The following is a 15495-nucleotide window of genomic DNA, read 5'->3' as shown; positions in this document are numbered from 1 at the left end:
CCTGTCGATTCCGGTGTTAGAAGCGAACTGGGGATGAAATTTTCAAGGAGCTCACCGATCTGTTTGAACGATTTTTGTTTCAGCAGCGTCAGCTTTTCAGCAAGCTTTTGTTGAGTGGAACGTGGTTTACGGCGCAGGGTCTGAAGGTGAAACCCCGGAAACATTGGCGTGGCATTTTTCATACGGCATTATGCCATTTTCAACCAATAATTTTATGTGCTTTTCTCTTGCTAAGACCCCTTAAACTAGTGCCATTCGGGGCTGTCCCCTTTATTGCTTCATCCATATCACCTAATAAAAACAGGGACTCGGCAGTTAAAGCCCAAGTCCCTGTTTTTATTATGGCGGAGAGGGGGAGATTCGAACTCCCGGTGGCTTGATCAGCAAGTTTTTCCCGAACGCACGGCCATCACGGAATAGACACATGGGAAGCAAAAACGGACGCCTTACAAGGGCGCCCGTTTTTTAGTGGCGATCTAGCCATCAATCGAGATGGGTATCATATTCGTGAGGATGTTTTTTCACTTCATCATAGTTCACCTTGAAACCATGTGTGATTTCACTACATATGCTGCGATTCCATTTTTCACGATGATCGCCAACCTCGACTTCAATCATCTCAAATTCGCAGCCAACAACACGTCCCTTGTCGTGACTGTTTTGATTTTCGACCCAGATCAGTTCGCCGTCGTTAAACAGTTCGCACATACCGTTAAATTCGGTCCCATTCATGACATCCTCCTTTGCTTCGGGCAGAACATCCTTCCAGCAAAGGCAGTTGGCAGGGAACACAATGTCTGCCCTTTTATAGTCCCTGCTCTACTTAAATTATATCGGAAAAAAACTATATAACAATGACTTGCCTATTCTAGGAGTGAGTTGCCGATTGCCTTCCCTCTTTGCTTTGTTCGGCGCAGCAAATTTGCTGCCCAAAACGCTACACCATGCCCACCACAAAAATAATAAGGGGTCAGCAAAAAATCGCTAACCCCTTATTATTTTTTGGCGGAGAGGGGGAGATTCGAACTCCCGGTCCCTTGCGGGACAACAGATTTCGAGTCTGTCACCTTCGGCCTCTCGGACACCTCTCCAAACCGTTATATTTAATTCTGTTTTTGTTGCTTTTTCTGCTCGCGCAAACTACGGAAAAAACTAGTCAGTTGTGCGCTGCATTCTTCGCGCAGCACCCCTTCTCGAACCCCCACTTTGTGGTTGAAGCGATCATCGGTTGAGAAGTTGTAGATCGAACCGACAGCACCAACACGGGGATCGCGACAACCATAGACCAAATGAGGGATACGTGCCAATATAATCCCGCCCATACACATCACACAGGGCTCAAGGGTAACGTATAAGGTGCAATCGATCAAGCGCCAAGAGCCCAGAACCTCAGCCGCCTGCCGAATAGCAATCATTTCGGCATGAGCAGTTGGATCCTGTTCTGTTTCGCGCAGGTTGTGCCCTCGGCCGAGAACCTCGCCATCTTTAACGACCAGTGCTCCAATCGGTACTTCGGCCAAAGCCTCGGCCAACGTCGCTTCCTGCATGGCCAACCGCATAAAAAAGCGATCCTGTTCTAAAAGAGAACTCATTTATGCCTCAAGCCTTGCCGAGAAACCGCCCTGCGGGGAACTGTTATTATCACGAAGAGGCTGGAAAAACAAGCGAAAAGTCACACTCAAAACAACCCAAATCCTCCGTAAATATTTAAGAAAATTAGATATTACCTCTTCTGGTTCAACAGTAAGAAATCTACATCCTCAAAATCGCGCCGGAGATAGCCGACAATAAAAAAGGCGACAAGCAATGGCGCGCCGCGGAAGATTCGAACTCCCGACCTTCTGATCCGTAGTCAGACGCTCTATCCAGCTGAGCTAGCGGCGCACAAGAAGGCAGAGTTATCGCCCAATTGGGAAAGATTGTCAACTCTTTTTTTAACGCTCCGGCTGATAATCCAACAAAACGAATTTGTAGCGAGGGTCTTCAAACTGATGCCGGTCCGGATAAAGCCCGAAAACCCACCCCCGATGCAACTCTTTTTCGCCATCTTGCACTACGATCAATATTGCCGGATTAGTTGGCTGGTTTGACATTGAAGTTGCCCGCTCACTATTGGCTGAAAAAGCCGGCATAAAACTCTTGACCATCACCCCTATACTGGTTTCAGGAATCTGAAAGCTGCCACCGATATCGACCTGGTAGATCTCTTTCGTCCCCTTCTCCTGATCGCGCACGGTCATCTTGACCGACTTCCATTTCCCTACAACCGATTCCGGGAAGATGATTTTCATTTCATGCGAAGCCGGTTTCTTGTCAGCCTGTGGTACGGCTTTTTGTTCAGAACAGGCAGTTAAAAAAGAAGCAACAATGTACAGGAACCCACCAAAATATTTATGAACACCAACCGGCTCCCTTGCGTGAAATAACAAAAGCGGAGTAGCAATTATCGCTCACTCCGCTTTTGGTTTGAATGATTTAATATAAAACTGGCGGAGAGGGGGGGATTCGAACCCCCGGTAGCGTACACTACACTCGCTTAGCAGGCGAGCACCATCGGCCTCTCGGTCACCTCTCCGCAATCAAGCTATTCAGTTTTTCGCGTTCAAGTTCGAAACTTTTTAAGTGGCGGAGGAGGTAGGATTCGAACCCACGGTACTTTCGTACAACGGTTTTCAAGACCGCCGCCTTAAACCACTCGGCCACTCCTCCAAAGCCAAACAAAACATTTGTTTTGAAAAACGCGGCGTTTGTTGTATCGAATATTACTTCAAAATGCAAGAGGAAACCACCATCGTTTCCGCTTGCCAATTACTTTTCTATTTTTTCCAGTCCCCCCATGTATGCCCGCAACACTTCCGGCACAATCACCGAACCATCTGCCTGCTGATAATTTTCGAGGATTGACAACCACGTCCGACCGATCGCCAGCCCCGAACCATTTAGAGTGTGGACCAGTTCCGGCTTTTTGGCACCTTCGCGGCGGAACCGAATCGCTGCACGACGCGCCTGAAAATCGGTGAAGGTCGAGCAGGATGAAATCTCGCGATAGCATTGCTGCCCCGGCAGCCAGACCTCGATATCAAAAGTACGGGCGGCAGAGAATCCTATATCGCCGGTACAGAGATCGACGACTCGGTACGGGAGTCCGAGCAGTTGCAACACCTTCTCGGCGTTATCCAGAAGCTTTCCCAATTCCGCGTCGGAGTCTTCCGGACGAACAAACTTGACCAGCTCAACCTTGTTGAATTGATGCTGACGGATCAGGCCGCGGGTATCCCGGCCATGCGAACCGGCCTCCTTACGGAAGCAGGGGGTGTAGGCGGTGTAGCAGAGCGGTAGATCTTTCTCGTTGAGGATCTCATCTCGGTGGATGTTGGTCACCGGCACCTCGGCAGTCGGGATCAGAAACAGGTCCACCTCCTCGGTGTGAAACAGGTCGGCCTCGAACTTCGGCAGCTGGCCGGTGCCGGTCATCGAGGCACGGTTGACCAAAAACGGCGGCAGGGTTTCCGTGTAGCCATGGTGCTCGGTGTGCAGGTCGAGCATAAAGTTGATCAGCGCCCGCTCCAACCGCGCACCCGCCCCAGTATAAAGGGCAAAACGAGCTCCTGACAGTTTGCTGGCGCGCTCGAAATCAAGGATACCGAGCCCTTCACCGATGTCCCAGTGCGCCTTCGGTTCGAAATCAAACTGTGGCTTCTCACCCCAAGTGCGAACTTCAACGTTGTCCTCCTCCGATGCGCCGATCGGAGTCTCAGTATGTGGGATATTCGGCACCCCCATCAGGATCTCGCCGAGCTGTTCCTCGACACTGCGCAATTGGTCGTCCAGTTCTTTGATCTGCACCGAGACTTCCTTCATCCGCTTGATCTCGTCCTGGACCTGACTTTTGTCCTTGGTCTTTCCGATCAGGGCTGAAACCTTATTCTTTTCCGCCTTCAGGGCTTCCCCTTCACCGAGCAATTCACGTCGCTGCTGATCGAGAGCGGTAAAACCGGACAGGTCAATGCCGCCACCGCGGTTGGACAACGCCTTTTCAGCGACCGTGAAATTCTCACGTAAATATTTAATATCGAGCATGTGTTGATTCCTCCATGCAATTTCTTCAATTAGGAACAAAAGTTGATAACACTTATGCTCCAGAGGGTCAAGGATTGCAGGCTTTCACATCAAAAATCTATTTCTCCCCCTTCACCCACCACTCCAGATCATCATCAAACCACCATTTCGTAGAATCGGTTTCCCAGATGACCTCCGCCAACTGTTTGGCGACCTCTGTTTGCAGGCGCAGCAGTGTAGCCGGCAACCATTCATCAGCATAACGGTTGCCCAAATCTTTGTACTCCTTGAGTGCCAAAATCATCTCCAACTGATCGGCATCATGGGCCAGTTGCGCCTCGCGACTTTCCTTTGCCAAAAACTCTTGCAAAGTCACCCGATAATCATCGCCGAACGGCAACTGACAAGCCAGATCTTCGACCGCCTTTTCTTCATCCGCCTTGACATACTTTTTGTTGACGTAGTTCAGATCGCCGGTCCGCGCTTCCGGAATATCGTGAAACAGACAAAGCTGCAGCACCCGTCCGACATCGGCCCTGCCATCCATTTGTGCCAAGCTATAGCCGATCATCGCCGTACGGAAGCTGTGTTCCGCCACCGACTCCGCCCCGGAACCGAGAAATTGGAACCCGGTGCGTGGTGTACGCTTGAGCATGCCGACCTCAAAAAGAAAATTGGCGATATTTTTCATATCAAACTCCTGTTCAAAACCTGCTCAACCATGCCAGACCAGCGCGACACCGGCCAAAATCATGCTTGCTGAAGTCAACCGGATTTTGCCGAACGACTCACCGAGAAACAAGAGCCCGATCAAAACACCGATCAGCAGACTGACCTGCCGCACCGGCACCGCGTAGCTGACCGGCGAGAGCTGCAACCCGTAGCGGAACGACAGAAAGGAGGCCAGCATCACCGGCCCCGACCAGAGCACCAGCAAGCGACTCTGCCGAAATTCCTCTAGAACCCGACCACGATAATTTGGCCGCAGCAGGTTGAGCGACATGATGCAAAGCATGAAAAAAACCAGCACATAGGTAAAGTGATAGGCGGAATAATCATCTACTCCGGTTTTGTCGATAATGGCCCCGATGGAGTAGATAAAACCAGCAAACAGGGCGGCTTGCACGGAGCGGTTGCCGAGTTGCGAAAACGGTCGAACGATCTCTTCCGGCGCCAAGCCACGCAGTTGGATGCAATAGGCCCCGGCGACAATCAAGACAATCCCGACCGCTCCCACCGGGCTCAACTGTTCGCCGAGCAGCATCACCCCCCAGAAGGGCACATAGAGCATTGAGGTTTGCGCTAATGGATAGGTCATCGACAGATCGCCCTCGCGGTAGGCGATACCGGTGAACCAATGATAGAGCACAAAACAGATCGCCGCGGCTAGCGCCAACAGCAGCGAACGTGGCGTAAGTTCGGGCAGACCGAACCCGGAGGTGAACATGAAAATGCTCATCATGCTCCAGGAACAGAGAAACATCCACCAGATGAAGATGGTTTTGTCCTTGCTCTGCTTGACCAGCAGGTTCCAGAGCGCGTGCATCAACGCGGAAAAAACAATCAGCGATAAAGCGATACTATCCATGGCGGGCATCATAGCCTATGGCAGGCGGGAAAGAAAGCGGCTTTGACAGCCGCCGCTGGGGCGCTATTCTTTGAAGATATGAGAACTGAATAACCGGCTTTATTGACAAGAAAGGAACCCGCGATGGATGGATATCGTATCGAACAGGATTCTTTAGGCGAAATGCAGGTTCCGGAAGACGCTCTATACGGAGCCCAGACCGCCCGCGCAATCGAAAATTTCCCCATTTCCGGCATTCCCTTGGATAAATCGATGATCAGTGCCCTGGGGCTGATCAAAAAACATGCCGCGCAAATCAATCTTGAACTGGGGCTGCTTGATGCCGATATTGCCGAAGCCATCATCCGTGCCGCCACCGAGGTGGTGGAAGGAAAATGGAACACGCAGTTCCCGGTCGATACTTTCCAGACCGGATCCGGTACCAGCAGCAACATGAACGCGAACGAGGTGATCGCCAACCGGGCGGCCCGGCTGCTCGGTCACCCGATAGGCAGCAAAGCGGTTCACCCGAACGACCAGGTCAATCTGGGGCAATCGAGCAACGACGTATTCCCCAGCGCTATCCACATTGCCTGCGCCGAACAGCTGCATCATCGGTTGCTCCCAGCCCTGGAGCAGTTATTGCAGCAATTGATGGAAAAGACCGAAGAGTTCAAAAACATCCTCAAAATTGGCCGAACCCACCTACAGGATGCGACTCCCGTCAATATGGGGCAGATTTTTTCCGGTTATGCCCGGCAGGTCGAGCTTGCTCATGAACGCTTATCCGTCAGCAGCAGTTCCCTGTACGAGCTGGCCCTCGGCGGCACCGCAGTCGGTACCGGCATTAACACCCACCCCAAATTCGGTGCAAAAACCATCGCCGCCATCGCTCGGGAGACGTGTCTGCCGTTTCGCGAGGCGAGCAATCATTTCGAAGCACAGGGTGCCAAAGATGCCTTGGTAACCACCAGCAGCAGCCTGAAAGGTTGCGCCATCAGCCTGTTCAAAATTGCCAACGACATTCGTTTTTTGGCCAGCGGTCCCCGCTGCGGGATCGGCGAACTGATCCTGCCGGCGGTACAACCGGGCAGTTCAATCATGCCTGGGAAGATCAACCCAGTGATGGCCGAATCGCTGCTGCAAGTCTGTGCTCAGGTGATCGGCAACGACGCTACCGTCGCGCTGGCCGGACTATCCGGCAACTTTGAGTTGAACGTGATGATGCCAGTGATGGCGCACAACATTCTGCAAAGCATCGAACTACTCGGTAAAGCGATTCGCGCTTTCGAGGAGAAATGCCTCGGTGGCCTACAGGCAGATGAGCAACGCTGTGCCGAACTGCTTGAACAAAGTCTGGCGCTGGTTACAGCCCTGGTCCCGGAGATCGGTTACGACCGAGCGGCAGAGCTGGCCAAGCAGGCCCATAAAACAGGGCAGACGTTAAGAGAACTAGCGCTTAAAGAAGGCGTCGCCGCCGAGGTACTGGATAAACTGCTCGATCCGGCCGCAATGACAGCGCCGAAGCAATAAACAGAGATCAGGAATAAACCAAGTAAAACAGGTGACTTAGGCAGTTCCTGCAACCTTTTCGGGCAGACAAATATAGTCTGCCCGAACTTTTCTACAGTCTCTGTAAACAAATTTCCAAACCCAGACCTTTTGCTTTGCGAATCAACCACCGCCAAGTAAGATCAGGCGTCATGAAAGAAGCCGCTCCTCACAAATCAATGCCACAGAACAAGGGCATTCATTACGGCTGGGTGATCGTCATCGTCGGCACCCTGACCATCGTCGCCTGCCTGGGGCTGGCCCGGTTTGCCTTCGGCATGCTGCTGCCGGCGATGCGCGATGCCTTATCCATGTCTTATGATGACATGGGGCTGCTCGGCACGGCAAACTTCGCCGGTTATCTGGTTGCGGTCGGGGCAACACCGCTGCTGTTGCACCGCTTCAGCCCGCGCCAGCTGATTTCCTGCGGACTGTTTCTGATCAGCGGCTGCATTCTCGCTATCGCCATCAGCCGCAGCTATATTCCGGTGCTGATCCTCTATACTCTGGTCGGCATCGGTAGCGGCTTGGCGAACATCCCGTTGATGGTTCTGGTTTCCTACTGGTTCCGTCGCGAGCGGCGTGGACAAGCGGCCGGGCTGATCGTCATCGGCAGCGGCTTCGCCATTATTTTTTCCGGTTTTGCCATCCCCTACCTCAACAATCGTTTCGGCCCGGACGGCTGGCGGGCGGGCTGGTTGCTGATCGCGTTGATCGTTTTGCTCATTGCCCTGTTTGCTACAGCACTGATCCGCAACAACCCGGCGGAAAAGGGACTGGAACCGGTGGGGAAAAAATCGCTCGACGATTATGACCCGGCGATAACCAAAGGGCGCTTCAGCAGCGTGCAGATTCTCGCCCATCTTGGCGCGCTTTATTTCGTTTTCGGCGCAACCTATGTCATTTACGGCACCTTCATCGTAACCACGATGATCGAGGAATACGCTTTTCCAGAAGCAAGCGCCGGGCATTTCTGGTCATGGGTCGGCTTTTTCAGCCTCTTTTCCGGCACCCTGTTCGGTACGCTTTCCGACCGCGTCGGGCGGAAAGGCGGTTTGATGGTGGTCTTCAGCGTCCAGACGCTGGCCTACCTGCTGGCAGGGTTAAATCTGGGGACAACGGCAGTTTTCGGTTCGGTCGTACTTTACGGTGTGGCAGCCTTCGCTATCCCCGCTATCATGGCCGCTGCGGTTGGCGACTATCTGGGTAAGGCACGGGCGGCGACTGGCTTTTCCCTGATCACCTTCTGTTTCGCCATCGGCCAAACGCTCGGACCGGCGGTAGCGGGGATGGTCGCGGAAAGCAGTGGCACCTTCACCGGCAGCTACCTCAGTTCGGCAGCGCTGACCGGCTGCGCCGTTATCCTGGCATTTTTTCTCCCCCCGCCAGGCAGCCATGGTGACGCTTAATTCAAGATTCGCAGGATCCCTTCGCCCAGCACCTTCCGTTGCCAATTCTTCAACAGATCGATCTGCGGAAAATCACCCTCGCAACGTGGCTGTTTCCGGGCCAGTTCCTCGAGCAGGGCATTGTTGATCAGCACCCCCGGATCGAGGGCCAGCTCGGCCGCAATCTTTTTTCGCCAATCCTTCAACCGGTTCAGGCGTTTATCAACCTGCAGATCTTTCTGGCGCCTCTCGCCGCGCGGGTAGACCGGCAGCTCAGCCTCGGGCAGATCGAGGGCCATGGCGACCTGATGGAGCAGTTTGCCGCCGTAACGCTCGCTCAGGCGCGGGGACAATCCTTCCACCTCTTGCAGCTTTTTCCGTCCGGTCGGTTTCAGTTTGGCCAGATGCAGCAGCGACTTGTTGCCCAGCACCTTGTAGAGCGGGCAGTCGCGCCGCCGCGCCTCCTCATCGCGCCATTGCAGCAGGTTTTCCAGCACCGCCAGCTGTCGCGGCGCGAGAGTCCCGGCCCCTTTGAAGCGGAGGAACAGCGGACCGTCATGAACGGCAAAACGGACCTTTTCCAGCAGCGAGAATTCCTCCTGCACCCATTCAAGCCGCCCCTTTTCGATCAGCTGCTGCTCGAGGATCTCGACCAGCCGGTGCAGGTGGTTGGTATCTTCGGCGGCGTAGCGGATCATTCCCTCGGTAAGGGGGCGTTTCGACCAGTCAGCTCGCTGGTACTGCTTGTCTAGCTCAACTTCGAAATACTTGCGCAACACATCTGCCAGACCGAACTTCTCTTCGCCGAGAAACTGGCAGGAAATCATGGTATCGAACAACCCGTTGATCTCGATGTTGAAATCGCGCGCCAGGCAGCGGATGTCATAATCAGCGGCGTGGAAAATTTTTCGCACTTGGGGATCGGCCAGCAGCTGCTTGAGCGGTTCCAAATTCGCCCCGGCCAAAGGATCGATCAGCACCGTTTCATTGGCCGTGGAAAACTGCAGCAGGCAAACTTTCTCCTGATAGTTGTGCATCGAATCGGCTTCCAGATCAACGGCAATTATCGTGTATTCTGCCAGCTTTTGCGCTAAATCGGCAACCTGTTCGGTACTGGTCAAAATGGGTGGTAGCGACATTTATTCTCCAGTAGCCGGGATTTTCCCGACAGCTTTTTTGTGGGCGCCATGCAGCGCCGCGTGATTAAGTTCTGCAACGGTACGCCAGTCATTTTCCACTTCCGCAACCTGCGGCCAATCGCTAATCGACAACCTATACAGCTGCAACACGAGGCGAAAATGGCTGTAGAGATGCTGGATACTACCAAGCGGTTGCAGTTCGCCACTGACCGCGAACTCATGCATCAGCAGCTGCAACTTTGCCTCTGCCGCATCCCCGTCTGCCAAGCTTACGGTCGGAAACTCCCAGAGTCCACCGAGTAAGCCGTTGGCAGGTCGTCGCCTGATCAGATAGCGACCTTCACGCTCCAGCAGCAGTGCCGTCTCATACCGGATGGGCACCGGCTTGGTTTTCTGCTTCAACGGCAACTGTTGCTCAAGACCGAGTCGCCGCGCCTGACATAGCTCGTGGAGCGGACAGCTGTCACAGAACGGCTTGCGCGGCAAACAAACGGTTGCGCCCAGATCCATAATTGCCTGGGTATAGTCATGCACTCTTGCCTGCGGGGTCAGCTCCTCCGCCCACTGCCAAAGCTGCTTTTCCGCCGCACTCGAACGAGGCGGTTCCTGCCAAGCAAACAGGCGGCAGAGAATTCGCCTCACATTGCCGTCAAGAATCGCTGCCCGTTGCTCAAACGCTAGCGCGGCAATCGCTCCAGCCGTCGATCTGCCCACCCCCGGCAACCGCTGCAGCTCTTCTGGCGATGGCGGGAAAATGCCGCCAAACTGTTCGACCACCAGCTTGGCCGCCGCGTGCAGGTTGCGGGCACGGGCATAGTAACCGAGTCCGGCCCACAGGTCGATGACCGCAGCCTGCGGCGCCGCCGCCAGATGCTCGACGCTGGGAAAGTTTTCCAGAAACCGTTGGTAGTATCCGATTACCGCTTCGACCCGGGTCTGCTGCAGCATGATCTCTGACAGCCAGATCCGGTAGGGGTTGCGGGTCTGCCGCCAAGGCAGCTCGCGTCCTTGCTTAGCGTACCAGGCCAGCAATCGCCCGGCTACGGCATCGGGTGGAAAAGGCCGTTCAACCAATCTCGCGCAACGCTGCTAGGGTTTTCTGCATCTCTTCACGCGTGCCAATCGAGATCCGCAAGCCATGCTGCAATAATGGGTCGGAAAAATAGCGCACCAGGATTTTCCGCTTAAAAAGGGCTTCGTAAACCCGCTTGCCATCCCGGTCAGTCGGCACCGCGAAAACATAGTTGGCATGCGAAGGGATCACTTGGTAGCCGAATGTTCTCAGATCATTGCTGAAGCAGTCCCGTACGTTGCGCACCCTGCCCACGTTCAGCCGCAGATACTCTTGGTCCTTGAGCGCGGCGCTGGCCGCCACCAGCGCCAACCGGTCGAGGTGGTAGTGATCGCGGATCTTGTCGAGTGCCTGAATCACTTCCGGCCGGGCGATCGCCAGGCCGAGCCGCATCCCGGCCAGCGAGTAACTCTTGGAGAAGGTGCGGGTGACGACGACGTTCTCGTACTTCTGTACCAAGCGCATGGCGCTGTCGTCGGCAAAATCAGCGTAAGCCTCATCGACCACCAGGATACCACTGCAGCGCTGGGCCAGCTTCTCAATGTAGCTGTTGTCGAAAACAAAACCGAGCGGCGCATTCGGGCTGGTGAGGAAAAACAGCTTCCCCTCGTAGCGCTCCGGGAAGTCAGCGATCTTGAAATCTTCGGTCAGACCGAAGGTGCGGATCCTGGCGCCCTGAATCTCCGCTAGGGTTGCATAGTAGGAATAGGAGGGATGGATGTAGGCAACCTCCTCCCCTTCGCCGGCAAAGGCGCGGATCAGGTTGTTGAGCAGTTCATCGGAGCCGTTGGCCATAATCACCCACTCCGGGTCGACCCGGTATAGCTCGGCAGCGATCTGACGAGCCTCTTTACTGCCCGCATCCGGATACTTGCGCAGGTTTTCGCCACCGTTGCCCATCTCCGCCACGATCGCCTCGGCCACCATCGGTGAAGGCGGATAGGGGTTCTCATTGGTGTTCAGCTTGATCCAGCCTTCTTCCTGCGGCTGAAAACCGGGTACGTAGCCAGCCATCTCGGCAATATTTTTACGCAGTGGCAACATCTTGATATTCCTCTAAAATTTGATATTCAGTGGTCCGGCGCGCGGGAACAAACCCGGTCCCGCTGGCCAAATCGATAATCTCTTCGCGCGACATGCGAAAGGAAACCCCGGCGGCGGCAACGACATTCTCTTCCAGCATAGTTCCGCCCAGATCGTTAGCGCCAAAAAACAGCGCCACCTGCGCCATCCGCGCACCTTGGGTCACCCAACTAGCCTGGATATTGTCGACGTTGTCGAGCACGATCCTTGAGAGCGCCAACACTTTCAGGTACTCGATGCCACTGGCGGTTTCGCCGCCCAGTTCGGTGTTGTCCGGCTGGAAAGTCCAGGGGATGAAGGCGGTGAAGCCGCCAGTCTTCTGCTGGATATCGCGGATGCGGAACAGGTGCTCGACGATATCCTGCGGCTTTTCCTTGCTGCCGAACATCATGGTCGCGGTGGTGCGCATCCCTAGTCGGTGCGCCTCCTCCATCACCTGCGCCCACTGCCGCCAGCCGATTTTGTTCGGTGAAATCTCCTGGCGCACATCATCTACCAGCACTTCGGCACCGCCGCCCGGCACCGAGGCCAGTCCGGCCGCTTGTAGCCGCAGCAGGCACTCCGGCATCGACAGTCCGGAAAGCTTGGCGATATGGATCACCTCAGCCGGTGACAGCGAATGAATCTGCACCTGCGGAAAGCGCTCTTTGAGCTGCCGAAACAGCTCTTCGAACCAGTCGATCTTTAAGGAGGGGTGCAGCCCACCCTGCATCAGCAGCTGGGTGCCGTCGTGATCGACCAGTTCCTGCACCTTGGCGAAGATGGCTTCATAGTCGAGGGTATAGGCGTCGCTGTCCCCCTCGTTGCGATAAAAGGCGCAAAATTTACATTTCGACTCGCAAACGTTTGTGTAATTGACATTGCGATCGATAACGAAGGTCACCCGGCCATGCGGATGCTTCTGCCGCCGGATTCCATCGGCCAGCTTGCCGATTTCCAGCAGGTCGGCTTCCGTGAGTAGAAACAACGCCTGCGCACGATCAATCCCCTGCCCTTTGGCCAGTTGCTGTTGGATCGTCGGCAGCATCAGTACACCTTCAGTTCGTTGTACAGGGTGTCCCGCTCAACCGGGGATCGCCCCGCCTTGCGGATCAGCTCGATAATTCCGTTTTTGCTGAGCGCCTGCGGCGAATCTGCACCGGCATCATGGCCGATTTTCTCCTCAACCACGGTTCCGTCCAGATCATTGACCCCGAAGCAAAGAGCGGTCTGGGCGATCTTCAAGCCGAGCATCACCCAGTAAGCTTTGACATGCTGGAAATTATCGAGGTAGAGCCGGCTGATTGCCAAGGTCTTCAGGGCATCGACACCGCCGACCCCCTTGGCGCCCGGAACCCTCGTATTGTCCGGCTGAAAGGCAAGCGGGATAAAGGTCTGGAACCCACCGGTCCGATCCTGCAGCTCACGCAGCAGGGACAGATGCTCAACCCGATCACGATACTCCTCAAGATGGCCGAACAGCATGGTGGCATTCGATTTGAGCCCGGCCCGATGGACCATTTCGGTCACTTCCAGCCAACGCACGCCGCTGATTTTTTCCGGACAGATTTTATCGCGCACTTGCTGACCGAGGATTTCCGCACCGCCACCCGGCAAAGAATCGAGTCCCGCAGCCTTAAGCTCTTCGATCACCTGTGGGATAGTCAACTCGGCCAAATGGGTGAAATAGTCAATCTCCACGGCGGTGAAGGCCTTGATGTGCAAATCGCCGGAAACCTCTTTGACGGTGCGCAGCATCTGCAAATAGAAATCGAACGGTAACTCGGGGTGCAAACCGCCGACAATATGGATTTCGGTCGCCCCGACAGCGGCTGCTTCCTGCGCCTTACTGCGCACATCCTTCAGCGCCAGGGTATACTCGCCAGATTCGCCAGATTCCTTGGAAAAGGCGCAGAATTTACATCGATTTACGCAAAGATTGGTGTAGTTGATGTGCCGGTTGACATTGAAGAAAACCCGGTCGCCGTTCTTCTTGCGGTTCGCCAAGGCAGCCAGCTCACCGATCGCCAGCAGCTCGTTCGACTCGAACAGCATCAGGGCCTCGGCATCTGTTATTCTTGTTCCGGCGTCGACTTTTTCCCGCAGACTTCTAAAAAGCTGATTCATGGTTATCCGTAGTTATTTTTCTGCTCCCCAGCGGGAAAACAGCTGATGCTCCACGCCAAGGCTATCGAGGGTTTTGCCGACCACGAAATCTACCAGGTCCTCGACCGATTCCGGTCGCTGGTAGAAAGCGGGCATGGCAGGCAGGATCTGGGCTCCGGATTGGGAGAGGCGCAGCAGGTTTTCCAGATGGATCTGGTGTAAAGGGGTTTCGCGCGGCACTAGCAGAAGCGTTTTCTGTTCCTTGAGAGCAACATCCGCCACCCTTTCGAGCAGGTTATCCGACAAACCGGCAGCAAGCCGCCCGGCGGTGCCCATGGAACAGGGACAGATCACCACCCCATCCGGGGCGCTGGAACCACTTGCCACCGGGGCGAAAAAATCCTTCAGCCCGTAGTGCGTCAGCTCTTCTTCAGCGGAAAAGTGTTGCCGTAGCTGAGCCAGACAATCCTGCGCTTCATTTGCCAACTTCAGACCGGTCTCAAAAGACAAAACCTGCTTTCCGGCATCGCTTAAAAGCAGGCAAACCTGCTTATCGGCCTTAAGCAGTTCCTCGACCAGACGCAGTCCGTAAATCGAGCCGGATGCACCGGTTATGCAAACAACTATTTTCTCCATTGCCTCAGGCTACCGCATCTGCGAGGGTAAAGACAAAGATGGTCATGCTGATGTATCCGTTCATATTGAAAAACGCAGCATCCAGCTTCGACAGATCACCCGGCCTGATCAAGCTGTGTTCGTAAAGCAGCATGCAGGCCACCACCACCACACCGACCAGATATATCGCCCCCAAGCCGCTACCGGGGTAGACCAATAGCAGGAAAAACACCATCAGAAAGTGGAACACCTCAACCAGCCAGAACGATTTTTTCATGCCCAGTTTCGCCGGGATCGAGTGCAGGCCACGCTCGACATCGAATTCATAATCCTGCAAGGCATAGAAAATGTCGAACCCGGCCACCCAGAAGAGTACGGCCAGCGCGAGCGAGACGACCGACCAGCCGAGGTCTCCACGCAGCGCAACCCAGGCACCGATCGGCGCTGCGGCCAGACAGATACCGAGTACCAGATGGGCGTAGTGGGTAAAACGTTTGCTGTAGGCGTAAAGAACAAAAAAACCGATGGCGATCGGCGCCAGATAAAAACAGAGCGGGTTGAGCATCCAGGCCGCAAACAGCAGCACCACCAGCGAAACGACGATGAAGCAGCCCGCTTCGAAAACCGAAACCTTGCCAGCGGGGATATGCCGCTCGGTGGTACGGGGGTTTTCAGCGTCGATTTTTGCATCTATTAGGCGATTTATCCCCATTGCGCCACTGCGTGCGCCGACCATGGCGACGCAGATCCAGAACACCTGCCCGAAACTCGGTAGCTCGCCGCTGGCCAGCGACGCCAACACCACCCCCATCAAGGCGAACGGAAACGCAAAGATGGTGTGAGAAAATTTAATCATTTCCAACAGCGTGGTGATTTTTTCGAAAATTGCCGCCCTGTCCATCAATTTAAAATCCTTTGCGATTGTCATTTTTGAAA

15 protein-coding genes, 4 tRNA genes and 1 pseudogene are annotated in these 15495 nt (G+C 54.7%); 2 read left to right on the top strand and 18 right to left on the bottom strand.

Annotated features, from left to right (window positions below):
* The 11 genes and pseudogenes from Q7J88_RS07810 to Q7J88_RS07760 form a co-directional block, all read right to left on the bottom strand.
* Nucleotides 1-182, bottom strand: a pseudogene (locus Q7J88_RS07810) (IS4/IS5 family transposase); the annotation flags it as partial.
* Between the two features lie 301 nt (nucleotides 183-483).
* Nucleotides 484-732, bottom strand: a complete 249-nt coding sequence (locus Q7J88_RS07805) for a hypothetical protein (protein WP_303721609.1) — start codon at nucleotides 730-732, stop codon at nucleotides 484-486.
* A 271-nt stretch (nucleotides 733-1003) separates the two neighbouring features.
* Nucleotides 1004-1091: transfer RNA gene (locus Q7J88_RS07800), tRNA-Ser, on the bottom strand.
* A gap of 12 nt (nucleotides 1092-1103) precedes the next feature.
* Complete coding sequence (gene tadA, locus Q7J88_RS07795; protein ID WP_303721608.1) at nucleotides 1104-1592, bottom strand: tRNA adenosine(34) deaminase TadA; 489 nt, start codon at nucleotides 1590-1592, stop codon at nucleotides 1104-1106.
* A 215-nt stretch (nucleotides 1593-1807) separates the two neighbouring features.
* Nucleotides 1808-1884: transfer RNA gene (locus Q7J88_RS07790), tRNA-Arg, on the bottom strand.
* Between the two features lie 50 nt (nucleotides 1885-1934).
* Nucleotides 1935-2291, bottom strand: coding sequence for a hypothetical protein (locus tag Q7J88_RS07785; RefSeq protein WP_303721607.1), 357 nt, complete (start codon nucleotides 2289-2291; stop codon nucleotides 1935-1937).
* 196 nt (nucleotides 2292-2487) lie between these two features.
* Nucleotides 2488-2575: transfer RNA gene (locus tag Q7J88_RS07780), tRNA-Ser, on the bottom strand.
* 48 nt (nucleotides 2576-2623) lie between these two features.
* Nucleotides 2624-2709: transfer RNA gene (locus tag Q7J88_RS07775), tRNA-Ser, on the bottom strand.
* A 99-nt stretch (nucleotides 2710-2808) separates the two neighbouring features.
* Nucleotides 2809-4080 carry a serine--tRNA ligase gene (gene serS, locus Q7J88_RS07770; RefSeq protein ID WP_303721606.1) on the bottom strand — a complete coding sequence of 424 codons (1272 nt, stop codon included), beginning with the start codon at nucleotides 4078-4080 and terminating at the stop codon, nucleotides 2809-2811.
* Nucleotides 4081-4177: 97 nt separating this feature from the next.
* A complete protein-coding gene (locus Q7J88_RS07765; protein WP_303721605.1) occupies nucleotides 4178-4750 on the bottom strand; it encodes an HD domain-containing protein in 573 nt (190 codons plus the stop codon).
* A gap of 24 nt (nucleotides 4751-4774) precedes the next feature.
* Complete coding sequence (locus Q7J88_RS07760; RefSeq protein ID WP_303721604.1) at nucleotides 4775-5647, bottom strand: EamA family transporter; 873 nt, start codon at nucleotides 5645-5647, stop codon at nucleotides 4775-4777.
* 123 nt (nucleotides 5648-5770) lie between these two features.
* Here Q7J88_RS07760 and Q7J88_RS07755 point away from each other — a divergent pair, with 123 nt between their 5' ends.
* Nucleotides 5771-7159, top strand: coding sequence for an aspartate ammonia-lyase (locus Q7J88_RS07755; RefSeq protein ID WP_303721603.1), 1389 nt, complete (start codon nucleotides 5771-5773; stop codon nucleotides 7157-7159).
* Between the two features lie 170 nt (nucleotides 7160-7329).
* Nucleotides 7330-8586: an MFS transporter gene (locus tag Q7J88_RS07750; RefSeq protein ID WP_303721602.1), complete on the top strand. Its 1257-nt coding sequence runs from the start codon at nucleotides 7330-7332 to the stop codon at nucleotides 8584-8586.
* Here the strand turns inward: Q7J88_RS07750 and Q7J88_RS07745 are convergent.
* Genes Q7J88_RS07745 through Q7J88_RS07715 form a run of 7 tightly spaced genes read right to left on the bottom strand, consistent with a single transcriptional unit; the run spans nucleotide 8583 to nucleotide 15460 of the window.
* A complete protein-coding gene (locus tag Q7J88_RS07745) occupies nucleotides 8583-9704 on the bottom strand; it encodes an HRDC domain-containing protein (RefSeq protein ID WP_303721601.1) in 1122 nt (373 codons plus the stop codon). The genes Q7J88_RS07750 and Q7J88_RS07745 overlap by 4 nt on opposite strands.
* Complete coding sequence (gene mutY, locus Q7J88_RS07740) at nucleotides 9705-10778, bottom strand: A/G-specific adenine glycosylase (protein ID WP_303721600.1); 1074 nt, start codon at nucleotides 10776-10778, stop codon at nucleotides 9705-9707.
* A complete protein-coding gene (gene hisC / locus Q7J88_RS07735; protein ID WP_303721599.1) occupies nucleotides 10771-11820 on the bottom strand; it encodes a histidinol-phosphate transaminase in 1050 nt (349 codons plus the stop codon). Before hisC ends, mutY begins: the two co-directional genes overlap by 8 nt.
* A complete protein-coding gene (gene mqnC, locus Q7J88_RS07730; protein WP_303721598.1) occupies nucleotides 11804-12886 on the bottom strand; it encodes a cyclic dehypoxanthinyl futalosine synthase in 1083 nt (360 codons plus the stop codon). Before mqnC ends, hisC begins: the two co-directional genes overlap by 17 nt.
* Nucleotides 12886-13965 (bottom strand): aminofutalosine synthase MqnE, encoded by a 1080-nt coding sequence (mqnE, locus tag Q7J88_RS07725; RefSeq protein WP_303721597.1) that lies wholly within the window; start codon nucleotides 13963-13965, stop codon nucleotides 12886-12888. The genes mqnC and mqnE overlap by 1 nt, the downstream gene beginning before the upstream one ends.
* Before the next feature lie 12 nt (nucleotides 13966-13977).
* Nucleotides 13978-14580, bottom strand: coding sequence for a UbiX family flavin prenyltransferase (locus tag Q7J88_RS07720; RefSeq protein WP_303721596.1), 603 nt, complete (start codon nucleotides 14578-14580; stop codon nucleotides 13978-13980).
* A 4-nt stretch (nucleotides 14581-14584) separates the two neighbouring features.
* Nucleotides 14585-15460, bottom strand: a complete 876-nt coding sequence (locus tag Q7J88_RS07715; RefSeq protein ID WP_303721595.1) for a UbiA-like polyprenyltransferase — start codon at nucleotides 15458-15460, stop codon at nucleotides 14585-14587.
* Between the last annotated feature and the right edge of the window lie 35 nt (nucleotides 15461-15495).

Origin of the sequence: Malonomonas rubra (genome assembly GCF_003247215.1) — a bacterium.
GTDB classification, from domain to species: domain Bacteria; phylum Desulfobacterota; class Desulfuromonadia; order Desulfuromonadales; family Geopsychrobacteraceae; genus Malonomonas; species Malonomonas rubra_A.
This window is presented reverse-complemented; position numbering and strand designations above follow the sequence as displayed.